Below are 23,455 nucleotides of genomic sequence, written 5' to 3' on the forward strand. Positions count from 1 at the left end.
GCGGGGTGGCATCCGGATGCGGGCGAGGGCATCCGGCATTCAAAGCGCTGCGGCGGCCTCAAGGGCGGTGGCACGATGGCGGGGCAGCGCCAGCAGCGGCATGGCCCGCCGTACCGCCAGTCGCGCCCGCTCGATCAGGGCGTCGCTGTGCACGCGGCCGTCGGCGAAATCGCGATCGGTGGCGTAGACACCCAATGGCAGGGTGCGCGCCTGGAAGAAGCTGAAGAGCGGGCGCAGCTGATGGTCGATCACCAGCGAGTGGCGCTCGCTGCCACCGGTGGCGGCCAGAAGGATGGGGGTGTCGACCAGTGCGTCCTGGTGGATGAAGTCGAAGAAGTGCTTGAACAGCCCCGTGTACGAACCGCGGTAGACCGGCGTTGCCACCACCAGTACGTCGGCCTGTTCAACAGCAACCAGCTGCCGCTCCACAGCGTCGGGCAACTGTGAGCGCCACAGTGCGCCGGCCAGCTGCGGCGCCAGCTCACCCAGTTCGATCAGGCGTTGCTCGCAATGGATGTCCTCGCCGATCAGGTCCAGCAGATGCTCGGCCAGCGTGGCGGCCCTGGAAGGGCGTTGCAATCCGCCGGAGACGGCGACGATTCGAAGGGGGGGGGCAGGTGAAAGCATGACCCGATCCTAGTCAGTGCCTTCCATGACGTAAAATGGTATTACTTCACCAATCCATGAGCGAGATTCATCGTCATGCTGGAACGGATCCACCTCAGCATCGTGCAGCAGGTCGAGCAGCAGGGCTCGCTCACCGCCGCGGCCGGCGTGCTCAACCTGACCCAGTCAGCCCTGAGCCACAGCATGAAAAAGCTGGAGCAGCAGCTCGGCACCGATGTGTGGCTGCGCGAAGGCCGCAGCCTGCGGCTGACCCAGGCCGGGCAATACCTGCTGGCAGTCGCCAACCGCGTGCTGCCGCAGCTGGACCTGGCCGAGGAACGACTGGGCCAGTTCGCCCAGGGCGAGCGCGGTGCGCTGCGCATCGGCATGGAATGCCATCCCTGCTACCAGTGGCTGCTGAAGATCGTCTCGCCGTATCTGGCCGCGTGGCCGGATGTGGATGTGGACGTCAAGCAGAAATTCCAGTTCGGCGGTATCGGCGCCTTGTTCGGCTACGAGATCGACCTGCTGGTCACCCCCGACCCGCTGCTGAAGCCAGGCCTGAAGTTCATTCCCGTGTTCGACTACGAGCAGGTGCTGGTGGTGGCCAGCAACCACGCCCTGGCCAAGGTGGACTACGTAAAGCCGCGCCAGCTCGGCCAGGAAGTGCTGATCAGCTACCCGGTGCCGTTCGAGCGCCTGGACATCTACAACCAGTTCCTGCTGCCGGCCGGCATCACGCCGCGGCGCCACAAGGCCATTGAAACCACCGACATCATGATGCAGATGGTGGCCAGCGGCCGCGGCGTGGCCGCCATGCCGCGCTGGCTGGTGGAGGAGTACGCCGCGCGCATGGACGTCGTGCCGGTGCGCCTGGGCGCCAAGGGCATTCCCAAGCAGATCTACCTGGGCGCGCGCGAGGCCGATACCGGTATCGACTACCTCCAGGCCTTCATCGAGCTGGCCCGTAACAGCTCGCCGCTTGCCGGCAATGTGGGCGGGGCGCGTTGATGTCGGCAGGCATGTCACTGCGGGCGGACGCCTTCATCAACGCCTTTTCACTGGAAGTCAGCGCGAAAGCCATGCCTGCGCTGCGCGCCGAGGCGGCCCGCATACCGCGCGGCACAATCATCTCCATTCCCTGGCTGGCCAGCGAGGACGACGACGCACGCCTGGCCGCCGCATGCGCGGTGCGCGAGCTCGGCTTCGAGCCGATGCCGCATCTCTCCGCCCGGCGTATCGGGTCACACGCAGCGCTTGAACGCTTCCTGGAACGTGCCGCCGGCGAAGCCGGGGTCGCGCGTTGCCTGCTGATCGCGGGTGACCTGGCCACGCCCATCGGACCATTTGCAGACAGCGCGTCGATCATCGAGACCGGTCTTCTGGAGCGACACGGTATCAAGGTCGCCGCCATCGGCGGGCATCCGGAAGGCCATCCGGTAATGAGCAGTGACGAACGCTGGCAGGCGCTTCAACACAAATGCCAGCGCATCGAAGCACGCGGCATGGCCCCCTTGATCGTCACCCAGTTCGCGTTCGATGCCGATACCGTGCTGACCTGGCTGGATGCACTGCGCACGCGTGGCATCACCGTTCCGGTGCTGGTCGGTGTGCCGGGTCCGGCCAGCATCACCCGCTTGCTGCGTTATGCGGCGATGTGCGGCGTAGGCGCCAGTGCATCGATGCTCGCCCGGTATGGCATCTCGATCGGCCGCCTGCTCGGAACGGCGGGGCCGGAGGTGTTCGTCGATCGCCTGGTGAAGGGGTTGACCAGCGCGCATGGCCAAGTCAGTCCGCACCTGTTCCCGTTCGGCGGTGTCGCGCCCTCGCTGGAGTGGATCGAGCAGTACCGGCAGCGTGTTCGCGGTGCGCGCGGCGTAGTCCACGAAGACTGACAGCTGTCACTGGTCGCCATTGGGGCGGAAGCGAATAGTGAGCGCCAAGGCGAGGGCCCCTCGCCACCGCTCACCAAGGGGCCGCTCATGTTCGTCGGCAAGTACTGCCGGTACCTGGCCTCGTTGCGGATGGATGCGGCAGGCAAGGGGCTGGAAACCGCAGGCTGATTGACCTGGTAGTGCCGGCCGCTGGCTGGCTTCCCCATGCAGCGTTGCGCGGGGCTGGCGCAGGCGTCACGATGCCCGCCACTGGCCAACACCGGAAACGCTGACGTCATGAAGACCACATCCTGGTTCTGGATCAACGTGGCCAGTCACTTCGGCATTGTCGCAGCCCTGGCTTGGCTGCCCGCCCGGTGGACGGGGCAACTTGTGGAAGCCCTGGCCGGGACTCAGCCGGCTATCGGCGACACCCGCCATTTGGCCTTCATAGGCTCCATGTTCGGCTTCTGCGTGACCGCACTGATCCTGATGGGGGTGTTGACTGTCACCGGCGAACTGCTGGGTTTCTCCAGGCCCTATGCGCGACGGTCGGAGGCCCAGAACGAAGCGCAGGCCGTCCACCGGAAGGTACTGCTGACTGCATTCGCCACGCTCTCATGGGTGGCCGTGGGATCGCTTGCAGGTATTGCGTCGATCTTCGCGGCCTCGTCATGAAGGGCGACCCTGTCAGCGCCCAGTGTGCCGGAACGGATGGGTGCGTGAACTGCGGGGCTGCTCACGCCTCCCCGCGCCACTGGCTCATCAGCATCTGCAGGAATCGCTCCGCCGTGGGCGAGAGCAGGGCGCCGCGGCGGCGGACGATGCCGATCGTGCGTGACACCACCGGGTTGCCGATCGCGCGCGTCACCAGGGTGGGGTGATCCCCATCTGGCGTAGCCATCTTCGGCAGCACCGACACCCCGATGCCCGCCTCGACCATGCCCAGTGACGTCGACAGGTGGGTCACTTCGTAGTGCCAGCTCAACTTGAGGTTCTCGCGCGCCAGCGCACCATCCAGCAGCGTGCGGTTGCCGCTGGTGCGATGCACGGTGATCAACTGGTGCTCGGCCAGGTCGGCCCATTCCACCTTGCGCTTGCGCGCCAGCGGATGATCGCGACGGCACGCCAGCACGAACGGGTCCTCTGCCAGTACGTCGAAATCGAGATTCGGATCGTTGGCGCCCATGAAGTTGATGCCGAACTCCACTTCGCCACGTTCCACTGCCTGCAGACCCTCCGTGGCCGGGATATCCAGAATGCGGAAGCGCACGTTCGGGTGCGCTTCGTGGAAACGCGCCATCACGCTGGGCAGGAAGTAGAACGCCGCCGTCGGCAGGCAGGCGATGGTCACTGTCGCGCCGCGGGTGTCTTCGCGGCCGCGCAGCGAGAACAGTGATCCATCGAATTCCTCCAGCATGCGGCGCACCAGCGGCAGCAGGTTCTCGCCGACAGCGGTGGTACTGACGCTGCGCGTGGTGCGCTCCAGCAGCGGCGACCCCACCGCCTGTTCCAGTTTCTGGATACGCCGGCTGAGTGCTGGCTGGGAGACGTGCAGGATTTCCGCGGCGCGATGGAAGCTGCGGGTCTCCGACACCAGCAGGAACGCACGCAGATCCAGGATTTCGCAATTGATGCTCATTGGGTATCAATCATCCAAAAATCAGCAATTCACAGATCAATTGGGGTCATGCCAGTATCGAATCACAGAGGGGTCATTCATCCCCTACACGCATCAATCTAGCACACGTATGTCCAACGATCTGCTCAGCATTCCCTGCGTTCTCATGCGCGGCGGTACCTCCAAGGGCCCGTTCTTCCTGGCCAGCGACCTGCCGGCGGACACCGCCGAACGCGATCGCCTGCTGCTGGAAGTGATGGGATCGGGGCATCCGCTGCAGATCGATGGCATCGGCGGAGGCAACGCGCTGACCAGCAAGGTGGCGATCATCGACCGCTCCAGCCGTCCGGACGCCGATGTCGACTACCTGTTCGCCCAGGTACGGGTAGAGCAGCAGGTGGTGGATACCTCGCCCAACTGCGGCAACATGCTGGCGGCCGTAGGCCCGTATGCCATCGAGCGTGGGCTGGTGCAGGCGCAGGATCCGCAGACCGAAGTGCGCATCCACAACGTCAACACCGGCAAGTTGATCATCGCCACGGTGGAAACGCCCGGCGGCAACGTGGTGTACCGAGGTGACACGCGCATTGCCGGCGCGCCGGGCTCGGCTTCGCCGGTCAGGCTCTCCTTCCTTGATGCGGCAGGTGCCCGCACCGGCAAGCTGCTGCCCAGCGGGCACGCGCAGGAGACCATCGATGGCGTGCCGGTCAGCCTGGTGGACTGCGCGATGCCGATGATGCTGGTGCGTGCCGAAGACCTGGGCGTGCGCGGCGATGCCCCGCCCGCCGAACTGAACGCGGACGCGGTATTCATGCGCCGGCTGGAAGCGCTGCGCATCGAGGCGGGCGCCCGCATGGGCATCGCCGACGCCGGCAACAAGGTCATTCCGAAGCCGGTGCTGCTGTCGGCGCCGCAACATGGGGGCGATCTGCAGGTGCGCTATTTCATGCCGCATCAATGCCACACCGCGCTGGCCATTACCGGTGCCGTTGGCCTGGCCACCGCCGCCGTTACGCCGGGCACGCTGGCCCACACTTTGGTCGGATGCCTGTCCGTTCCCGGCCGCATTACCCTCGAACATCCGAGCGGGGCCCTGGAGGTGGGCCTCAGTCGCAGCTCGGGCGATTCGCCGGTGATTGCCAGCGTGGTCCGCACCGCGCGCCGCTTGTTCGAGGGGCGCGTGTACGCGACTTCGCCCGCGCCCACCACGGCCAGTGCCACCCAAGCCCGCCAATGGACGTCAGCGGCATGATCTGAACCCGGACGGGCCGGCGTAGACACGCATGCCCGCCATTACAACGTAGATGCTTCACTCCTGGGAGGGATGATGTACAAGCAGTTCTTGATGGCCGCGCTGTGCGCGGCTGGTCTGGCCGCGGCCGGATGCAGCAACAGCGGGCGCACCGAAGGCGCATCCGCCGGCGGTGGTGACAATGCACCGGTACGCATCAGCGTCGGCTCCTACAACCTCAACAACCTGCCGTTCTTCATCGCCGACGCAAAGGGCTATTTCAAGGATGTCGGTCTCGAAGTGAAGACCGAGAACTTCGCCCAGGGCGGCTCCAAGGTACTGCAGGCGCTGGTGGCCAATTCCACCGACGTGGCCGTCGGCTTCTACGACCACACCATCCAGATGCAGGCCAAGGGCAAGGACGTGGTGGCCTTCGTGCTGCTCTCGCGTAACTCCGGTCTGGTGATGGCCGGCCGAGAGGATGCCACCTTCGATCCGGCCCGCCCGGAGACCATCAAGGGGCAGAAGGTCGGCATTACCGCACCGGGCTCCTCGTCAGACTTCTTCGTCCGTCACTTCCTCGCCCAGCATGATATTCCGGCCGACAGCATCTCGCTGATCGGCGTCGGCTCCGGTGCTGCGGCGGTCGCCGCGCTGGAGCAGGGCAAGATCGACCTGCTGGTCAACTACGACCCGGCCGCCACCCTGATCACCGAGCGCAAGGTCGGGAAGATCCTCCTCGACGCGCGCAGCGATGACGGCGCCCGCCAGGTCTATGGCGGCCTGTACCCGACCTCGGTGATGTACGCCAACCAGAGCTTCCTGGACAAGCGACCGGAGGCGGCCGCGAAGATTGCCCGGGCCGAGCAGATGGCGCTGAAGTTCATCGCCGACAACAGCGCCGAGGAGATCGTCGCGGCCCTGCCGGACAGCTACGTCTCCGGCGACCGCGCCACCTATGCCCGCGCGGTGGAGAACGCCCGCGCGATCTTTACCCGGGACGGTCACTTCACGCCGGCCGACCTGGAAACCCCACTGAAGGTGCTGCGCGAGTTCAACACGGATGTGGCCAAGGCCAACATCGATCTGTCCAGGACCTACACCAATGCCTTCGTCGAGCGTGCCAACGCTGCGGCGCCGGCGGCCCAACCGTAAGCGGAGGTAACCCCATGGCCCTCAATGCCACCGTGCGCCAGCTCAACGGCGCGCCGCAGCTGGAGCCTGCACAGACCATGGTCGCCCTCAACAAGGTGACCATGTCCTTCGGCGAATTCACCGCCGTGCGTGATGTCGACATCCAGGTGGGTGACGGCGAGTTCCTTGCCATCGTCGGCCCGACCGGCTGCGGCAAGAGCACCATCCTCAATTCCGTGGCGGGTCTGCTGAAGCCGTCTTCCGGGCAGGTCAGCATCGACGGCCGCGCCGTCAGCGGTGTGCAGGAGTCGGTCGGCTACCTGTTCCAGCAGGATGCGCTGCTGCCGTGGAAGACGGCTTACCAGAATGTTGAACTCGGCCTGCGCTTCCGCGGCGTGCCCGAAGCCGAACGCAAGGCCAAGGCCAACGCGTGGCTGGCCAAGGTCGGCCTGGCCGGTTTCGAGCATCGCTACCCCCACCAGCTGTCCGGTGGCCAGCGCAAGCGTGTGCAGATGGCGCAGGCGCTGATCGTCGAGCCGAAGGTGATCCTGATGGATGAACCGTTCTCGGCGCTGGACATCCACACCCGGCACCTGATGCAGAACGAGCTGCTGCGCCTGTGGCAGGAGGACCGGCGCTCGGTGATCCTGATTACCCATGACCTGGAAGAAGCAATCGCGCTGGGTGACCGCGTGGTGGTGCTGTCCTCCGGCCCGGCGAGCCGCGTGGTGCGCAGTTTCGACGTGGATCTGGAGCGTCCGCGCAATGTGGCCGAGATCAAGCTGGATGACCGTTTCACCGACCTGTACCGCGACATCTGGGCCTGCCTGCGCGGCGAAGTGGAGAAGAGCTATGCACGCCAAGACTGACAAGTTCATCCAGCTGGCCCTGGTGGTCGCCGTGTTCGGCGGCTGGGAAGGCGGTATCGCGCTGGGCGTGATCGATCCGTTCTTCTTCCCTTCGCCGACAGCGATCGTGCAGCAGGCCTGGACCTGGTTGTCCGACACCTCGTTCTACCAGCACGTCTACATCACCCTGACCGAAACCGCGCTGGGCTACATCATTGGCACCGGCCTGGGTGTAGCTGGCGGCGTGTGGCTGGGCCTGAGCCGACGCTCGGCGCGCATCCTCGACCCCTTCATCAAAGGCTTCAACGCAATTCCGCGCGTAGTGCTGGCGCCGATTTTCGTGTTGTGGCTGGGGCTGGGCCTGTGGTCGAAGGTGGCGCTGGCGGTCACCTTGGTGTTCTTCACCACGTTCTTTAATGCCATGCAGGGCGTGCGCGAGGTGAATCCGGTGGTGCTGGCCAATGCCCGCATCCTGGGCGCAAGCCGTAGCGACCTGCTGCGCCATGTCTACTTCCCTGCAGCAGCCAGCTGGATCCTGTCCTCGCTGCGCACCTCGGTGGGCTTCGCGGTGGTCGGCGCGATCATCGGTGAGTACCTCGGGGCCTCGGCGGGCCTGGGTTACCTGATCGCGCAGGCCGAGGGCAACTTCAATGCCGTGGGCGTGTTCGCCGGCATCATCATCCTGGCCGCCTTCGTGCTGGTCATCGACGCCCTGCTGGACGTGGTCGAGAACAAGCTGATCACCTGGCGTCCCAACGCCCAGGCACAGGCCACCAGCTGAACCGGCCGCGCTGAGCCGGCCCGCCGCGCCGCCGGACCGATCCGGCGGCGCGCACTTCCTCCCCCGATCTTCCCCCGCACCACCGCAACAGGCCAGCGCCGGGCCAGGGGGCCGGCTGGCCGGAGAGAGAGCCCATGAATCATTCCACCGTGCTGCCGCTGGCAGTGCTGCCGGTCGCGCTTGGCCTGCTGTTGGCCAGTGGCCATGTTGGCGCCCAGGCTGTTTCGTCCCCTCCCGCACCACTGAGCCAGGCCGAACTCTCACGCCTGGTGCAGCAGCAGGCGCTGCAGATCCAGCAGTTGGAGGCGCGCCTGCGTGCCGTGGAGGGCGGGCGCGGCACTTCCGGCGCGGCGGTCGCAACGCAGGCTCCCGCGCTGGACACCCGCATTGCCGCACTGGAATCCAGCCAGGCCAAGGCGCCCAAGGTCACCTGGTCCAAGGGCGCACCGGAATTCAGCAGTGCCGATGGCAGCGTGGTGTTCCGTCCGCGCGGACGCCTGTTCGTCGACGCATCCAGCACCGATGGGTCCTCAGTGAGTGACCGCAACATCTCCGGTACCGAGATCCGTTCGGTGCGGTTGGGCGCCGAAGGCCGCTACGGCATCCTCGGCTGGGCGGTGGAAGGTGACTTCGCCGACAACGCGGTGGCGTGGAAGTCGGTCTACGCCACCGTGGACCACCGCCTGTTCGGGCTGCCGGCCGACCTGACCGTGGGCAACCGCCTCAACGACCGGGGTATCGACGGCTCCAGCAGCACGTCCAACACGCCGTTCCAGGACCGCAACGTGGTCGGCACGCTGATGCTGCCGCAGCGCGGCCTGTTCGGTGTCGGCCTGACCGAGCGCGTGTACGGCAAGGACTGGCATGCCAGCCTGTCGGTGGCCGGCAACGATCTCAACAACACCGGCACCGACAACGACAGCCAGACCTGGGCCACGCGCGTGCATTGGAACCCGGTGGCCAACGAAGCGGTCACGGTGCACCTGGGGGCCTGGGCCTTCCATGAGGAGATCGCCGCAGGCGCCAGCGGCGTCGTCCGCAGTTCGGCCATCGCGGGGCACTTCAACGACCTGGTCAAGATCGCGCCGGGCACACTGCTGGGCGCCGAGCGCAGCACGGCCCATGGCGCGGAACTGGCAGGCTTCTTCGGGCCGGCCTGGGCGACCGGCGAATGGGGTACGCGCAACCTGCGCGGGGCCGACGCCAGCGGGCGCTACGATCTGGACCACCAGGCCTGGGCGATTTCGGCTGGCTGGTTCCTGGCCGGTGCAAGGCCGGCCTATTCGGGCAAGGCCGGCACCTGGGGCCGGGTCAAGGTGGCCGATCCTGTCACCCGCGGCGGCGCCGGGGCATGGGAACTGAAGGGGCGCTACGAGGATGTGGACTATGCCGAGCTGCCCAGTGGCGGTACCGGCCACGCGTGGACGCTGGGTGCGAACTGGTATCTCAACGACTTCAGCCGCGTGATGTTCGAGGCGATCCGTTGGCAGACCCGCAACCGCAGCGGCACCGGCCAGGGCAGGGATGAAGGCACCACCTTCAATACCCGCCTGCAGGTGGCCTTCTAGAAGCGCATGCCGCTCGCGCGCCGATCAGAGCAGCAGCAATGCTCCGATCAACGCCGGCGGCATCACCAGCGCGCCGACACGCAGGAAGTCGAGCGCGCTGACATGCTCGCCCTCGCGGCGCAGCGCCACCAGCCACAGCATCGTCGCCAGCGAACCGGTGACCGACAGGTTGGGCCCCAGATCCACGCCGACCAGCAATGCGGCACGGGTCTGCGCCGGCAGGTCGGCCATCTGCCCCAGCGAACCGGCGGCCAGGCCGACCGGCAGATTGTTGGCCACGTTGCTCAGCAGCGCGGCCGCGCCACCGGCCAGCCAGCTGGCCTGGCGGGGAGATGCCTGCGCCAGGGCCTGCAGGGCGCTGGCCGCGCTCTGGATGACACCGGTCTGCGCCACCGCTTCCACCAGCACGAACAGTCCCGCCACCAGCGGCAGCACGCCCCAGGACACGTGGCGCAGCAGTGGCAGCGGGCTGCGCCGCTGACGGATCGCCACCACCGCCACAGTCAGCGTGCCCGCGCAGAACGTGGTCAGGCCCAATGGCCCGTTCAAGGCGGACGTGACCAGTAACACGGTGCCGGTGAACAGCACGCCCAGTGCGCTCAGCCGGCCGCCGTCGGTCAACGGGCGATGCGCCGGCGCGGCCACCAGCGGCTGGGCGATCTCGCGCCGGTGCACCCAGCGCAGGACCAGGTAGGTGGCACCGATCGCCGCCGCCGACGGCAGCGCGAACTGCGCCAGCCACTGCAGCAGCGGCGGCATGTGCTGGCCGTACACCACCAGGTTGGCCGGATTGGAAATGGGCAGCACGAAGCTGGCCGCATTGGCGATGAATGCACAGACGAACAGGTAGGGCAGGGGATTGGCGCGCGCCGCCTTGCAGGCGGCGTAGACCGCTGGGGTCAGCACCACGGCCGTTGCATCGTTGGACAGGAACACCGTCACCAGCGTGCCGACCAGGAATACCAGGTCGAACAGGCGTCGCCCGGATCCGCCCGCATGCCGGACCGCGTACAACGCCACCCAATCGAACAGGCCTTCGCGCCGCGCCAGTTCGGCCAGCATCATCATGCCGACCAGGAAGAGGTAGACGTCGCGGCCTTCGGCCACCGCGCCCCATGCGGTGTGCAGCGACACCGCGCCCAGCAACGGCAAGAGGGCGGCAGCGCACAACGCCCACACATATTCGGGGATGCGGAAAGGACGGAACAGCAGGCCGATGGTGGCAACGGCGACCGCTGCCCAGATCACGAGGGGGGCTTGGGGGGCGAGCATGGAGTGGGGCTTCAGCGGCACCGGCAGCGACCCCGGCGCAGGGGGTCCTGGCGCGCGCGATCAGCGGATGGGCGGCCGCTGCAATCATCGCAGGTTCCGGGTCGCCGCATCATACCGTGCGGCGCGGCATGGCGACCGCTGCAGTCGACCGCGCTGCAGGTGGGCCGGGGCGGCGCCCAGCCCACCTTCAGCACTCAAGCGCGGCATGACTTCAGGCACTGCAGTTTGACTACACATGTAGTCAAACTGCACACACGCTCATTGGACGAGATTGCGATGCCAAGATCCTGCTGGTTGTCCTGCGCCCTGGCCCTGGTGTTCGGCATCGCCGGGCCCACCCAAGCGGCGACGCGTGCCGAAGCCCTTGCCGCGATCGAGCGCAACGCGCGCGCCGCGCATTCCGATGCGGTCCTGGTGATGCACGACCGGGAAACGCTGCTTGAGCTGAAGCCCGCCGCGGGGCAGGAATCGGTTCACCTGATGTCGGCCACCAAGTCGGTCGTCGCGCTCGCCATTGCGTTGCTGCTGGACGAAGGAAAGCTGGCTTCGATCGATACGCCGGTCAGCCAGATCTATCCCGAATGGAAGCAGGGCAGGAAGAGCGCCATTACCGTGCGCATGCTGCTGGACCATACCTCGGGCCTGCAGAACGTGGCGAACGCGGGCGAAGAGCTGGAAGGGGCCCCGGACCTGGTCAGGCTGGCACTGGCCGCCGAGCTGAGCGATGCCCCGGGTACCGTGTTCTCCTACAACAACAAGGCCACCAACCTGCTGCCCGGTATTGTCGAGCGCCTGGCAGGCGAGCCGCTGGATGCCTATGTGGACGCGCGTCTTTTCAAGCCCCTGGGCATTGCCCACTACACCTGGATGAAGGATGAGGCAGGCACCCCGCTGGGCATGGCCGGGCTGTCCCTGCGCGCGGCCGATCTTGCCGCCATCGGGCAACTGTTGCTGGAAGGAGGCGTGGCGCCGGATGGCAAACGTCTCCTGAGTGAGCAGTCGGTCGCGTTGATGACGACCGAAAGCGCCCGTGCGCCAGATGTTGGGCTGCTGTGGTGGCGGGTACCGGCCTGGGAACGCTACCAGCTCAAGCCCCGGCTACAGGATCTGCTGGTGCAAAGGAGGGTGGACGACGACGTGCAGCGCGCACTGCAGGCCAGTGCAGGGCGTGCATTCGAAAGCCGCAGCGCGCTGGTGGCCTTCCTTGCCGATCAGTTGGGCGCGGACTGGTCGCAGCGTTACGGCAGCCAGATCTCCGGGCGAGGGCTGAAGCTTGCCGATCTCTACGACATCACACGGGGGCCGGTCGTCGGCTTCGCCGCCAACGGCTACCTGGGCCAATACATGATGATCATTCCGGAACAGCGTGTCGTCGCAGTGCGCCTGATCCACCGGCGCGAGACCCACAGCGCTCCACAGGACGACTATCCCTCCTTCTTCGCCGATGTCCTGCAGTTGGCGCGGACACTGCAATAGGCCCTGTCGCCATCATGTCCACGCGCGCTGAACATCTTCCTGGAGCGTTCTTCACTGTCGTGCCGCCTAAAGTGGGATGACATCTTGGCCGCACACCTACTGAAGCATGTTTGATTATCAGGACTGGACCTTCCACGCCAATGGCCGAACGGTAGTGGCGCGGGTAGCGCTGGACGGTGAAGGTGGCGGCACCATCAACCGCTACCAGCTGGTGCCGGGACCGGCACAGTCGGGGTTGTGCATCAAGGTCGCCTCCCAGGACGAGGCCGCACAGAAACTGGAGGCCGAAGTGACGAAGCTGCTGGGACCGGTGTGGTAGCCACTGCGCCATGCCGGCCGGGCATCCGCATGCTGACGGCGGAATGACCGGCCCGGGCAACGGGCATCGCGCCGGATGCCCGTTGCATGAGGACGCTTACTTGGGCATCAGCACGGTGTCGACCACGTGGATGACGCCGTTGGACTGGCTGACATCGGCAACGCTGATGCCTGCCTTGCCACCCTCTGCATCGATCACCCAGAGCTTGCCATCGTGGAGCGCCACGGTGAGAGGCTCACCCTGTACGGTCTTCAGGGTGGCCTTGCCGCCGTGCTTGCGGGCATCGGCCAGAAGCTGGGCCGAACTGTAGCTGCCCGGGACGACGTGGTAGGTCAGGATCCGGGTCAACCGTGCCTTGTTTTCCGGCTTCACCAGCGTATCGACAGTGCCTGCAGGCAGTTTTTCGAAGGCCGCATTGGTGGGCGCGAAAACAGTGAAGGGCCCGGTGCCGTTGAGGGTGTCGACCAGGCCGGCTGCTTTGACCGCTGCAACGAGCGTGGTGTGATCCTTGGAATTGACGGCGTTCTCGACGATGGTCCTGGTGGGGTACATTTCTGCCCCGCCCACGATGACGGTGTTGGCGGCGAAAACTGAGGAGCCGGACGAAACGAGTACGGCGAAGCCGACTGCGGCGGCGATGCGCTGAAGAGCGTTCACGGTGCGTTCCTTTCTGGATGACCCGCAAGCGCGGGCATCTTTCCTACGGCGGGCGAGCGTGACCGGATGCAGCAACGGCCGAGTCAGCAGCTGTTTCGCGCGCTGCCGGTTTTGCTGCGCTGCATGGTGACAACGGCGAACCTCGGTGATTACTCTCCGCTGCAACGCGATGGTAGCGCTACCAGTCGGACGGGGATCCAGGGTCCGGGAGGCTGCCTTCTTTGCCGCGTGTTTGTCCTGGCAGGCTTGAAAAGCAAGTGTAAGTCGCGGCGTGCCCGAGCACCCGTGCTGTTCGGTTTGGAATGCGGGCCACGCCCGTGCGTGCCCCTGGGAGGGGGCGGTACATCCATTCGATCGTATGTCAGAGGGGACTTTCATGAGCACCTGCAGTTTCCGTGGCACCCCGGGCCCGAGGTCCGGTTCATGAGCCGCGCGTTGGCGAAGTTCCGGTCCCGGGCCATGTTCACCTTCGTGGGTGGTGCCCTGGTCATCAATCCCGCCTTTGCGCAGGACGCCGCACCGGCGACCGGGCAGCAGCCGCAGAGCCAGTCGCAACCCACCCAGCTTGATGCAGTGCAGGTCACGGGCATACGCAACAGCCTGAGCCAGGCCATGGATATCAAGCGCGACTCGGCGGGCGTGGTCGATGCGATCAGCGCCGAGGACATCGGCAAGTTCCCCGATACCAATCTTGCCGAGTCGTTGCAGCGCATCACCGGCATCTCCATCGAGCGCCGTGACGGCGAGGGCGCGCAGGTGACCGCGCGTGGCTTCGGTCCGCAGTTCAACATGGTCACGCTCAACGGTCGGCAGATGCCGGGCGCGGACGCGTTCGGTGCCTCCGGACAGGTGGCCATCGGCGGTGTCGACGGCGGCACCCGCGCCTTCAATTTCGCGCAACTGGCCGCCGAGGCCATCAATGGCATCGAGGTCTACAAGACCAGCCAGGCACAGGTGCCCAGCGGTGGCATCGGCGCGACGATCAATATCCTGACCTCGCGCCCGCTCGATCACGCCGGCATCGTGGCCAACGCCGGGGCGAAGCTGGTCTCCGACCAGAGCCAGCCGTTCGACAATGACCTGACACCGGAGCTGTCGGGCATCTTCAGCTACAGCAATCCGGAAAAGACCTTTGGCGTCAGCCTCAGCGCGAGCCAGCAGAAGCGCAAGGGTGGCTCGGTGCAGGCCACGGAGAACTACTGGAACGTGCAGCCGTGGACAGGGTCGATGCCGGGCAACCCGACCGTGGTCAATGCCCCGGCCGTCGGCCAGCTTTACGCGCGGCCCAACGACCTGCGCTACGCGTTCTCCGAATTCGAACGCGAACGCGTCAACGGCCAGGCCGTGCTGCAGTTCGCACCAACGGACAGCCTGACCCTGACCGTGGATTACACCTACTCGACCAACGAAATCACCGAGAATCGCGGCGAGCAGGGCATGTGGCTGCAGAACAGCAACTACACCAACGTCGAGTTCGACACCAGTGGCGCCGTCGCGACGCCGGTATACATCCGTGAAATCGCCGGCACCAAGGATTTCGGCCTGGAACAGCAGCGCAGCATGCAGGAGTACAAGCTGGGTTCGCTGGGCTTCAACGCCGTCTGGAATGTCAGCGACCGCTTCAAGCTCAGCTTCGATGCGCACAACTCGAAGAACGAGAGCCGCCCGAATGACCCGCTCACCGGCGGTGGTTCGATCTTCATGAGCATCGCCGGCACCAACAACTGCACCCGTGGCCCGCATTGCGGTGGCTCCTGGGTGCAGGAGTTGAACTTCAACAATGGCCTGCCGGTTGGCACCCAGGTCTGGTATCCCAGCACCGCCGATGCGGTCGCCGGGACCAATGGCGTGGTCAATCCGGGCTTCCAGGAAGGCGAGGTTGGCACGCAGGTGCTGCGCGTCAACGCGCAGACCCAGATCAGCGAGATCAAGCAGGCGCGCGTCGATGGCGAATGGAACTTCGACCACGGCCGCTTCCAGTTCGGCGTGGACACCAACAAGTCCACCACCCACCGCATCCAGGCCGCCGAGGCCTACTCCACCCTGGGTGACTGGGGCGTGGCCAACGTGGACCGGGATACCGCCGCGGGCCTGATGGACCTGCTTCAACCGGTCAGCATCGTCGGCTTGTTCGACGACTACAGTGCAAACAGCTGGCCGGCCTGGCGCGGCAATGCCGGGCAGCTCGCGCAATGGGCGTCGCGCGAGTACGGCGTTGGCCTGGGTGTGAACCCGCAACGCGCGGCCGACAATTTCGTGGAAGAGAAGACCAAGGCGGCGTACTTCCAGGTAGAGCTGGACGGGGAACTGGGCGGCATGCGCACCAACACGCGCCTGGGAGTGCGCTATGAAACCACCGACGTGGTGTCGACCTCGGTCATTGCCGTTCCCGAGTCCATCGAGTGGCAGGCCAACAACGATTTCCGCATCGTGCTGTCCGATGAGCAGCAGCCCTTCACGGAAAAGGCGCGGTACAGCTACATCCTGCCCAACCTTGATTTCAGCATCGACCTCACCGAGGAACTGAAGGGCCGTGTGTCGTTCGGCAAAAGCATCGCCCGCGCGCCGTACGGCAATCTCTATGCAGGACCCGGGGCCCAGCAACCGTTCGGCTCGGTGCTGATCGATCCCTCGTCGCGCGCCAGCGGCAATTCCCAGAACCCGAGCCTGAAGCCGCTGGAATCGGACAACCTCGACCTGGGGCTGGAGTGGTACTTCGCCGATGCCAGCTATGTGTCATTGACCTACTGGAACAAGTCGGTCAGCAACTTCATCGGCAACACCGTCGTCCAGGAAAGCCTGTACGGCCTCACCGACCCGACCTCCGGGCCGGATGCGCGGGCGGCGTTGGACTTCCTGACCAGCGGCGCCTGCGTCGCCCAGGTCGGGCCGGCCAACGCGGCCGCCTGCTCGGCCAACGACACCTCGCTGTTCACCGCACTGGCGTTGCTGCGCAACAATCCTGCCGGCCTGGGCGCCTACAACGGAACCGATGCGCAGGTCCTGGCCACCGAAGCGGCCTACGATCTGTATGGGCAGGCCAACGATCCGCTGTACCAGTTCAACGTCAATCGCCCGATCAACCAGAACAAGTCCAAGCTGCACGGCTGGGAGCTGGGCGGGCAGTACTTCTTCGGTGACACCGGGTTCGGCGTACTGGCCAACTACACGGTGGTGAAAGGTGATGTCGGCTACAACAACGGCGGCGATCCGGGTATCGACCAGTTCTCGCTCACCGGCCTGAGCGACACCGCCAACGCCATGCTGATGTACGAGAAGTACGGGTGGTCGGTGCGACTGGCATGGAACTGGCGCGATCAGTACCTGATCCTGGCCAACCAGGGCTCCAGCCGCAATCCGTACTATGTGGAGCCGTACGAGCAGTGGGATCTCAGCGTCAACTACGCGCTCGATGACCACTGGTCCTTCAGCCTGGAGGCGATCAACCTGACCGGTGAGGATGTGCGGTGGCGCTCGCGCACGTCGCAGATGATCGTCAAGCTGGCAGACCAGAGCCCGCGCTACATGCTGGGCGTCCGCTACAAGTTCTGAGCCTGGTTGCCGATGCGTCCGGCACGGCACCGCTGCCCGCCAGCGGTGCCGTGCCGGGACGGTGTCGCCGCACCTGTCGCGCCTGCGCTACCCTGCTGTCCAGCCACCCCGCGCTGGACTGGATATCCTGATGGCCCGCTATGAAATGCTCAACAACATCGCGCATCGGGACCTGAAGGTCGCCACCGGCTTCGGGCCGCAGTTCGGCGATGCGGTGGGCATGGTGCCGGCCTATCCCAGCGAGTTCGCTGAACTGCAGCGTGAGTATCCGATCTTCCTGCGCAGGGAAACCGGGACGGAAGCGTGGCAGTCCGTGGCCCTGCTGGGTTTCGAACAACACGAGAACCTGTTCCTGCAGGACGGGCGCTGGAATGCCTCCTACCTGCCTGGCGCGGCCGCCAAAGGGCCGTTCCTGATCGGGTTCCAGGAGCACTACGTGGATGGCGTGCTCACCCAGGATGCGGTGATGCACGTGGACCTGGACCATCCGCGCGTCACCGCCGGCGCCGGTGAGCCGGTGTTCCTGCCGCAGGGCGGCAACACGCCCTACCTGGACCACATCGCCGGCGTGCTGCGCGGCATCCACGAGGGGAGTGCCTTCGCGGCCAATATGTTCACGATGCTTGACGACTGCGGGCTCATCCAGCCGGTGACGCTTGATGTGCAGCTCGCGCCGCATCACCGCGTGGGCGTGAGCGGATTGCACGGCATTGACCGCGAGCGCCTGGCGGCGCTGGACAGTTCACGCCTGGCTGCGTTGAACCGCGCCGGTTACCTGGAAGGTGCGTACCTGATGCTTGCCTCGCTGCATAACATGCGCCGCCTGATCGCCGAGAAGCAGCGCCGTCTCCGCGTCCAGGACGGCACCACGCAGGCGGTCAGGAACTGACCGGTGCAAGCCAGCCTGCCGATGCGGATCCTGGAAGGCATCGATCCTGCCGCGTTGCCATTGGCTGACCTGGTGGACGCCGGTGAGCCGGTCGTACTGCGCGGCATCGCCAGCGGTTGGCCACTGGTCCAGGCCGGACTGGGCGGCGTGCACGACGCGATGGTGTACCTGTGCAGCGTCGATGCGGGTGCGCCCATCCAGTACTCGTTCGGCGGCCCCGAGATCGCAGGCCGCCCGTTCTACAGCGCGGACTTCACCCGGCTGAACTTCGAAGTGCGGCGTGGCCTGCTGGCCCAGGTGCTGGAAGAGATCGCCACGACGCTGCATGCGCCGCGGCCGCCAACCTATTACGTGGCCTCGCTGCCGATCGAGCGGGCCCTGCTGCCGGCATTCGCGCAGGCCAACGACGCCGGGCTGGCGAAGCAGGGCATCGACGCCACCGCCAGCATCTGGATCGGCAACCGGGTGACGGCCTCGTGCCATTTCGACACACCCGACAACCTCGCCTGCTGCGCGGTGGGGCAGCGCGAGTTCACGCTGTTCCCGCCCGCCCAGATCGACAACCTCTATCCGGGTCCGCTCGATCCCACGCCGGGTGGACAGGTGGTCAGCGTGGTGGACTTCGAACACCCCGACTTCGGTCGGCATCCACGCTTCCGCGACGCGCTGGCGCATGCACGCAGGGCGGTACTTGGGCCGGGCGATGCGATCTTCATTCCCAGCATGTGGTGGCACCATGTACGCAGCCTGGAACCGTTCAACGTGCTGGTGAACTACTGGTGGCGAAGCTCGCCGGCCTGGCTGGGGGCGCCTCTGGCGGCGCTACAGCACGCGATGTGGTCCGTGCGCGACCTGCCAGCGCGTGAGAAGCAGGCCTGGGAAGGGCTCTTCCGATACTACGTATTCGGCCCCGGCGAGCGCGCCGGGCAGCACCTGCCTGACACGGCGCGCGGGGATCTGGCACCGTTCGACGAGCAGCGCGCCCGCCGCATGCGCGCGATGCTGCTGGGCAGGCTCAACCGTTGAGAGAGGGCACCGTGTTGGATACCGAGAGCACGCCTGCAGGGCGCATCCGTAAAGTGGTCATTGCCGGTGGCGGTACAGCGGGATGGCTGGCCGGCTGCGCGCTGGCGCATCAGTTCCGTGACCAACTGCAGATCACGCTGGTCGAGTCCGAGCAGATCGGCACGGTCGGCGTCGGTGAGTCCACCGTGCCGCCGATCCGCACCTTCCATCGCTTCCTGCAGATCGACGAGCAGGAGTTCCTGCGCGCGGTGGCCGGTACCTTCAAGCTGTTGATCTCGTTCGAGAACTGGCGGCTGCCCGGGGATCGCTTCTTCCATCCGTTCGGCACCATCGGCCATGGCACCTGGGCGGCTCCCTTCCATCACTTCTGGCTGGACAGCCTGCGCCGCGGCATGCCCTCGGACCTGGGCGACTTCTGCCTGGAGAGCATCGCCTCGCGTGGCGACCGCTTCTCGCTGCAAACCCAGCCGCAGGCCAGCTATGCATATCATTTCGATGCCAGCCTGTATGCGCGGTTCCTGCGCCACAGGGCCGAGGCCCACGGCCTGCGCCGGATCGAAGGCAGGATCGCCCTGGTCAGGCAGCACGCACACGACGGCTCGGTGCAGGCGCTGGTGCTGGACGACGGCCAGGTGATCGAGGGCGATCTGTTCATCGACTGCACAGGGTTCCGTGGCCTGCTGATCGAGCAGGCGCTGGGCACCGGCTACGAGGACTGGCACGAATGGCTTCCGTGCGATCGGGCCGTGGCGGTGCAGACCGAAGCGGTGGCGCCGCCGGTTCCCTATACCCGCGCGATCGCCCACGAAGCGGGGTGGCGCTGGCACATCGCGCTGCAGCACCGCGTTGGCTGCGGGCTGGTGTATGACAGCCGCCACCTGTCCGATGACGAGGCCGCAGCGAAGCTGCTGCGCGATGCCGGGGCCCCACCTTTGCGCGATCCATGGAAGGTGCCGTTCCGCAGCGGGCGCCGGCTGAAGGCCTGGAACGGGAACGTGGTGTCGCTCGGGCTGGCCAGCGGTTTCATCGAGCCACTGGAGTCGACCAGCATCCATCTGACGATCAGCGCGGTGGTGCGCCTGATCCAGTTGTTCCCGTTCGACGGCATCCGTGCGTCGCTGGTGAAGCTGTACAACGATGTCAGCCGCCAGGAAATGGAGCACGTGCGCGACTTCATCATCCTGCACTATCACGCAACGCAGCGCACCGAACCGATGTGGAAGGCGTGTCGCGAAATGCGCGTGCCCGAATCGCTGCAGCAGCGGCTGCAGGCGTGGCGCGAGCGCGCACACGCCTGGCAGGACCCCGGCGAGCTGTTCCGCGTGGAATCGTGGACCAGCGTGCTGCTCGGGCAGGGCATCGCGCCCGGTCCTGCCCACCCGCTGGCGCGGGCAGTGAGCGACGCCGATCTGCGCACCCTGTTGAAGGGCATCCAGCAGCCGGTGCAGCAGGCCGCCGCGCAGATGCCGACGCAGGCGGAGTTCATCGCGCAGTACTGCAGGTCCGGCGTTGACGTGTGGCGTTCGACGGCAGCAAACGCGTAGCAGGGTTTTGCGTTGCAGCACGCTTTTTCCGCTGCAGCTGGTTACAGTGCGGCAACACCGGTGGCGATGACGCGAGCGGTGGCAAGGAGGGGCTGAACATCACGCCCCTTTTTTGAGTCCACGGAATGTTAGCGCTACCGTTTTTGAATGGAGGCGGTTTCGATGGGTCTGGTTGCAGGAATCGATGCAGGGACGCAGAGCCTGAAGGTGCTGGTCTATGACCCGCGGAAGCAGGCGGTTGTGGCCTCGGCCAGCGCGCCGCTCGCGCTGGACAGCGGCACCGACGGCAGCCGTGAACAGGCGCCTGCCGACTGGGTGTCGGCCCTGCGCGACTGCTTTGCCCGGATCGATCCCTCGCTGCGCGCTCGCATCGTCGCGCTGGCGGTATCGGGCCAGCAGCATGGGTTCGTGCCGGTTGATGATGCTGGTGAAGTACTGGCGCCGGCCAAGCTGTGGTGCGACACCAGCACCTCGGCCGAGTGCATCCAGATCATGGACGCCGTGGGCGGGTTGCAACGGACCATCGCGTTGGCGGGCAACCCGATCCTGGCCGGCTACACAGCGTCCAAGCTGCCCTGGACCCGGATCCACCGTACCGACGCCTACGCGCGGATGGCGACCATCCTGCTGCCACACGACTATCTGAACTTCGTGCTGACGGGGCAGCGGTTCTGCGAGCTTGGCGATGCGTCTGGAACCGGTTGGCTGGACGTGCGCACACGCACCTGGTCGCAGCAGCTGCTGCGCGCAACCGACCCTGATCGTGATCTTGCCGCCTGCCTGCCGCCCATCGCATCACCCGATGCGCTGTTCGATATCGCGCCTGCTGCGGCAGCCGCGCTGGGGCTGCCGACGGCGGTGAAGGTGGCCGTTGGCGGCGGCGACAACATGATGGCGGCGATCGGCACCGGCTGCGTCAAGGAAGGTCGGCTGGCGATGAGCCTGGGAACCTCCGGAACGCTGTTTGCCTACTCCGGATCGCCGGTGATCGATACCGACGGCGCCTGGGCAGCGTTCTGCTCGTCGACGGGGGGCTGGCTCCCGCTGATCTGCACCATGAACTGCACCGTGGCGACCGAACAGGTGGCCCGTGCCTTCGGCTTCAGCACTCGCGACGGCGATGCGCACCTGCGCGCGACGCCACCGGGAGCAGGCGGGCTGGTGATGCTGCCGTTCCTCAATGGCGAACGTACCCCTGACCTGCCGCTGGGCAAGGGCGTGCTGGCTGGCCTGGACACCGCCAATTTCACCCCGGCGCATGTGTACCGCGCCGCCATGGAGGGCGCGACCTACAGCCTGAAGTACGGCTACGACGCCTTTGTCCGCGCAGGCATGCAGTTCAATCGCATCGTGCTCACCGGCGGTGGCAGCAACAGCGCTGCCTGGCGTCAGCTGGTGGCTGATGTGTTCGGCCTGCCGGTGGACGTCCCGGTGCAGGCCGAAGGTGCGGCATTTGGAGCGGCGCTACAGGCGTTGTGGGCGTTCACCAAGGCGCAGGGAGACGCCACCCCGATCAGCGACATCACCGCGCGCCACGTCACCGTCGATCCCGCGCTGTCCGCTCGGCCGGATCCGGACCGCAGCGAAGCCTATGCACGGGCCTACGCACGCTTCCTCAGCCATCTTGATGCCATCACGCCGCTGCAGCGCGGCTGATGGCTCCTCCACGACACCCCGTACAACGACAGGAGCACGCACCATGAGCACGCAGCCCTTCATCGGCGCCAAGGAGTACTTCCCCGGCGTCGGCCGCATTCCGTTCGAGGGCAAGGGCTCGGACAATCCGCTTGCCTTCAAGGTCTACGATGCCAACCGGGTCATCGGCGGCAAGACCATGCAGGAGCATCTGCGCTTCGCTGTGTGCTACTGGCACACCTTCTGCAATGCCGGGCACGATCCGTTCGGCCCGGGCACCCGGCAGTTCCCGTGGGAGGCATCGTCACCGCTGGCCACGGCCGAGGCAAAGGTGGACGCCGCGTTCGAGTTCTTCACGAAGCTGGGCGTGCCGTACTGGTGCTTCCACGACATCGACCTGGCGCCGGATGCCGATGACATCGGCCAGTACCAGAAGAACCTCGCGCACATGGTGGGCCTGGCCAAGGCGCGCCAAGAGGCCACCGGCGTCAAGCTGTTGTGGGGCACGGCCAACCTGTTCTCGCACCCGCGCTACATGAACGGCGCATCGACCAATCCCGACTTCGCGGTAGTCGCGCGTGCAGCCGTGCAGGTCAAGGCTGCACTGGAAGCGACGGTCGAGCTGGGCGGTGAGCATTACGTGTTCTGGGGCGGACGCGAGGGCTATGCGTCGCTGGCCAATACCCAGATGAAGCGCGAGATCGAGCACTTCGCACGCTTCCTGACCATGGCCCGCGACTACGGCCGCAGCATTGGCCTGAAGGGCAACTTCCTGATCGAGCCCAAGCCGATGGAGCCGATGAAGCACCAATACGACTTCGACAGTGCCACGGTGGTGGGTTTCCTGAAGGAGCATGGGCTGGACAAGGACTTCAAGCTCAACATCGAGGCCAACCACGCCACATTGTCCGGGCACACCTTCGAGCACGATCTGCAGGTCGCGTCCGATCACGGCCTGCTGGGCAGCATCGACGCCAACCGCGGCAACGCGCAGAACGGCTGGGACACCGACCAGTTCCCCAGTGATCTGTACGACACCGTCGGCGCGATGCTGGTCGTGCTGCGCCAGGGTGGGCTGGAGGGCGGGTTGAACTTCGATGCGAAGGTGCGCCGCGAGTCGACCGACCTGGAGGATCTGTTCATTGCCCACATTGGCGGCATGGACGCGTTCGCACGCGGCCTGGAGGTTGCCCATGCACTGCTGACCGAGTCGCCCTGGGAGCAATGGCGCAAGGAGCGCTACGCAAGTTTCGACAGCGGTGCCGGCCAGGATTTCGAGCGTGGCACGCTCAGCCTGCCGGACCTGGCGGCACTGGCCTCCCGGCTCGGCGAACCGCGCCAGGCCAGCGGCAAGCAGGAGCGTTACGAAAACCTGCTCAACCAATACCTGCTGCGCTGAGCGCGGCAGGCGAAGGGCGCAAC

The 23,455-nt window shown here is 66.2% G+C and carries 20 protein-coding genes; 16 read left to right on the top strand and 4 right to left on the bottom strand.

Going from position 1 to position 23,455, the window contains the following annotated elements:
- Positions 1–39: 39 nt before the first annotated feature.
- The gene (msuE, locus tag N5D20_RS04120; RefSeq protein ID WP_279914352.1) at positions 40–627 is read right to left on the bottom strand and encodes an FMN reductase; all 588 of its coding nucleotides are present in this window, start codon (positions 625–627) and stop codon (positions 40–42) included.
- Positions 628–702: 75 nt separating this feature from the next.
- Between msuE and N5D20_RS04125 the strand changes: the two genes are divergently transcribed.
- The 3 genes from N5D20_RS04125 to N5D20_RS04135 all read left to right on the top strand — a co-directional run bounded on the left by N5D20_RS04125 (position 703) and on the right by N5D20_RS04135 (position 3,158).
- Entirely contained in the window at positions 703–1,617 is a 915-nt protein-coding gene (locus N5D20_RS04125) for a LysR family transcriptional regulator (protein WP_010485658.1), read from the top strand.
- Positions 1,617–2,501, top strand: coding sequence for a methylenetetrahydrofolate reductase (locus N5D20_RS04130; RefSeq protein WP_241872787.1), 885 nt, complete (start codon positions 1,617–1,619; stop codon positions 2,499–2,501). Before N5D20_RS04125 ends, N5D20_RS04130 begins: the two co-directional genes overlap by 1 nt.
- A gap of 276 nt (positions 2,502–2,777) precedes the next feature.
- A complete protein-coding gene (locus N5D20_RS04135; RefSeq protein WP_019337724.1) occupies positions 2,778–3,158 on the top strand; it encodes a hypothetical protein in 381 nt (126 codons plus the stop codon).
- Positions 3,159–3,219: 61 nt separating this feature from the next.
- Here N5D20_RS04135 and N5D20_RS04140 read toward each other — a convergent pair whose 3' ends face one another.
- On the bottom strand, positions 3,220–4,122 hold the full coding sequence (locus N5D20_RS04140; protein WP_010485668.1) for a LysR family transcriptional regulator: 903 nt from the start codon (positions 4,120–4,122) through the stop codon (positions 3,220–3,222).
- Positions 4,123–4,231: 109 nt separating this feature from the next.
- Here N5D20_RS04140 and N5D20_RS04145 point away from each other — a divergent pair, with 109 nt between their 5' ends.
- The 5 genes from N5D20_RS04145 to N5D20_RS04165 all read left to right on the top strand — a co-directional run bounded on the left by N5D20_RS04145 (position 4,232) and on the right by N5D20_RS04165 (position 9,663).
- On the top strand, positions 4,232–5,353 hold the full coding sequence (locus N5D20_RS04145; RefSeq protein ID WP_279914353.1) for a 4-oxalomesaconate tautomerase: 1,122 nt from the start codon (positions 4,232–4,234) through the stop codon (positions 5,351–5,353).
- A gap of 75 nt (positions 5,354–5,428) precedes the next feature.
- On the top strand, positions 5,429–6,487 hold the full coding sequence (locus tag N5D20_RS04150; protein WP_049409879.1) for an ABC transporter substrate-binding protein: 1,059 nt from the start codon (positions 5,429–5,431) through the stop codon (positions 6,485–6,487).
- A gap of 14 nt (positions 6,488–6,501) precedes the next feature.
- Positions 6,502–7,335, top strand: coding sequence for an ABC transporter ATP-binding protein (locus tag N5D20_RS04155; protein ID WP_005416613.1), 834 nt, complete (start codon positions 6,502–6,504; stop codon positions 7,333–7,335).
- Positions 7,319–8,095, top strand: coding sequence for an ABC transporter permease (locus N5D20_RS04160; RefSeq protein ID WP_005409726.1), 777 nt, complete (start codon positions 7,319–7,321; stop codon positions 8,093–8,095). Before N5D20_RS04155 ends, N5D20_RS04160 begins: the two co-directional genes overlap by 17 nt.
- Positions 8,096–8,229: 134 nt before the next feature.
- Positions 8,230–9,663, top strand: a complete 1,434-nt coding sequence (locus N5D20_RS04165) for a porin (protein WP_019337720.1) — start codon at positions 8,230–8,232, stop codon at positions 9,661–9,663.
- A 24-nt stretch (positions 9,664–9,687) separates the two neighbouring features.
- On the opposite strand, the gene N5D20_RS04170 is transcribed toward N5D20_RS04165, so the two are convergent.
- A complete protein-coding gene (locus N5D20_RS04170; protein ID WP_279914354.1) occupies positions 9,688–10,935 on the bottom strand; it encodes an arsenic transporter in 1,248 nt (415 codons plus the stop codon).
- 294 nt (positions 10,936–11,229) lie between these two features.
- Here N5D20_RS04170 and N5D20_RS04175 point away from each other — a divergent pair, with 294 nt between their 5' ends.
- Together N5D20_RS04175 and N5D20_RS04180 are read left to right on the top strand one after the other, a co-directional pair.
- Positions 11,230–12,411, top strand: coding sequence for a serine hydrolase domain-containing protein (locus N5D20_RS04175; protein ID WP_191851441.1), 1,182 nt, complete (start codon positions 11,230–11,232; stop codon positions 12,409–12,411).
- 106 nt (positions 12,412–12,517) lie between these two features.
- Positions 12,518–12,730 (top strand): hypothetical protein, encoded by a 213-nt coding sequence (locus N5D20_RS04180; RefSeq protein WP_010485683.1) that lies wholly within the window; start codon positions 12,518–12,520, stop codon positions 12,728–12,730.
- 96 nt (positions 12,731–12,826) lie between these two features.
- Here the strand turns inward: N5D20_RS04180 and N5D20_RS04185 are convergent, their stop codons facing one another.
- The gene (locus N5D20_RS04185) at positions 12,827–13,387 is read right to left on the bottom strand and encodes a fasciclin domain-containing protein (RefSeq protein ID WP_043395883.1); all 561 of its coding nucleotides are present in this window, start codon (positions 13,385–13,387) and stop codon (positions 12,827–12,829) included.
- A 423-nt stretch (positions 13,388–13,810) separates the two neighbouring features.
- Here N5D20_RS04185 and N5D20_RS04190 point away from each other — a divergent pair, with 423 nt between their 5' ends.
- The 6 genes from N5D20_RS04190 (at position 13,811) to xylA (ending at position 23,432) form a co-directional block, all read left to right on the top strand.
- Positions 13,811–16,939, top strand: a complete 3,129-nt coding sequence (locus N5D20_RS04190; RefSeq protein ID WP_029380038.1) for a TonB-dependent receptor — start codon at positions 13,811–13,813, stop codon at positions 16,937–16,939.
- Between the two features lie 130 nt (positions 16,940–17,069).
- Positions 17,070–17,828: a SapC family protein gene (locus tag N5D20_RS04195; RefSeq protein WP_043395877.1), complete on the top strand. Its 759-nt coding sequence runs from the start codon at positions 17,070–17,072 to the stop codon at positions 17,826–17,828.
- Positions 17,829–17,831: 3 nt separating this feature from the next.
- Entirely contained in the window at positions 17,832–18,854 is a 1,023-nt protein-coding gene (locus N5D20_RS04200) for a cupin-like domain-containing protein (protein WP_019337715.1), read from the top strand.
- A gap of 11 nt (positions 18,855–18,865) precedes the next feature.
- Positions 18,866–20,398 carry a tryptophan 7-halogenase gene (locus N5D20_RS04205; protein ID WP_279914355.1) on the top strand — a complete coding sequence of 511 codons (1,533 nt, stop codon included), beginning with the start codon at positions 18,866–18,868 and terminating at the stop codon, positions 20,396–20,398.
- Positions 20,399–20,560: 162 nt separating this feature from the next.
- Positions 20,561–22,054, top strand: a complete 1,494-nt coding sequence (gene xylB, locus N5D20_RS04210) for a xylulokinase (protein ID WP_279914356.1) — start codon at positions 20,561–20,563, stop codon at positions 22,052–22,054.
- Positions 22,055–22,097: 43 nt separating this feature from the next.
- Positions 22,098–23,432 (top strand): xylose isomerase, encoded by a 1,335-nt coding sequence (gene xylA, locus N5D20_RS04215; RefSeq protein ID WP_049409713.1) that lies wholly within the window; start codon positions 22,098–22,100, stop codon positions 23,430–23,432.
- Positions 23,433–23,455: the final 23 nt, after the last annotated feature.

It is taken from the genome of Stenotrophomonas sp. GD03877 (genome assembly GCF_029840555.1).
GTDB lineage: Bacteria > Pseudomonadota > Gammaproteobacteria > Xanthomonadales > Xanthomonadaceae > Stenotrophomonas > Stenotrophomonas geniculata.

What these genes read in the sequence shown, in the direction of transcription:
- N5D20_RS04125 (WP_010485658.1), top strand. Translation starts at nt 703, where the DNA reads ATGCTGGAACGGATCCACCTCAGCATCGTGCAGCAGGTCGAGCAGCAG.
- N5D20_RS04130 (WP_241872787.1), top strand. Translation starts at nt 1,617, where the DNA reads ATGTCGGCAGGCATGTCACTGCGGGCGGACGCCTTCATCAACGCCTTT.
- N5D20_RS04150 (WP_049409879.1), top strand. Translation starts at nt 5,429, where the DNA reads ATGTACAAGCAGTTCTTGATGGCCGCGCTGTGCGCGGCTGGTCTGGCC.
- N5D20_RS04145 (WP_279914353.1), top strand. Translation starts at nt 4,232, where the DNA reads ATGTCCAACGATCTGCTCAGCATTCCCTGCGTTCTCATGCGCGGCGGT.
- xylB (WP_279914356.1), top strand. Translation starts at nt 20,561, where the DNA reads ATGGGTCTGGTTGCAGGAATCGATGCAGGGACGCAGAGCCTGAAGGTG.
- N5D20_RS04195 (WP_043395877.1), top strand. Translation starts at nt 17,070, where the DNA reads ATGGCCCGCTATGAAATGCTCAACAACATCGCGCATCGGGACCTGAAG.
- N5D20_RS04170 (WP_279914354.1), bottom strand. Translation starts at nt 10,935, where the DNA reads ATGCTCGCCCCCCAAGCCCCCCTCGTGATCTGGGCAGCGGTCGCCGTT.
- N5D20_RS04180 (WP_010485683.1), top strand. Translation starts at nt 12,518, where the DNA reads ATGTTTGATTATCAGGACTGGACCTTCCACGCCAATGGCCGAACGGTA.
- xylA (WP_049409713.1), top strand. Translation starts at nt 22,098, where the DNA reads ATGAGCACGCAGCCCTTCATCGGCGCCAAGGAGTACTTCCCCGGCGTC.
- N5D20_RS04165 (WP_019337720.1), top strand. Translation starts at nt 8,230, where the DNA reads ATGAATCATTCCACCGTGCTGCCGCTGGCAGTGCTGCCGGTCGCGCTT.
- N5D20_RS04160 (WP_005409726.1), top strand. Translation starts at nt 7,319, where the DNA reads ATGCACGCCAAGACTGACAAGTTCATCCAGCTGGCCCTGGTGGTCGCC.
- N5D20_RS04135 (WP_019337724.1), top strand. Translation starts at nt 2,778, where the DNA reads ATGAAGACCACATCCTGGTTCTGGATCAACGTGGCCAGTCACTTCGGC.
- N5D20_RS04155 (WP_005416613.1), top strand. Translation starts at nt 6,502, where the DNA reads ATGGCCCTCAATGCCACCGTGCGCCAGCTCAACGGCGCGCCGCAGCTG.
- N5D20_RS04190 (WP_029380038.1), top strand. Translation starts at nt 13,811, where the DNA reads ATGAGCCGCGCGTTGGCGAAGTTCCGGTCCCGGGCCATGTTCACCTTC.
- msuE (WP_279914352.1), bottom strand. Translation starts at nt 627, where the DNA reads ATGCTTTCACCTGCCCCCCCCCTTCGAATCGTCGCCGTCTCCGGCGGA.
- N5D20_RS04140 (WP_010485668.1), bottom strand. Translation starts at nt 4,122, where the DNA reads ATGAGCATCAATTGCGAAATCCTGGATCTGCGTGCGTTCCTGCTGGTG.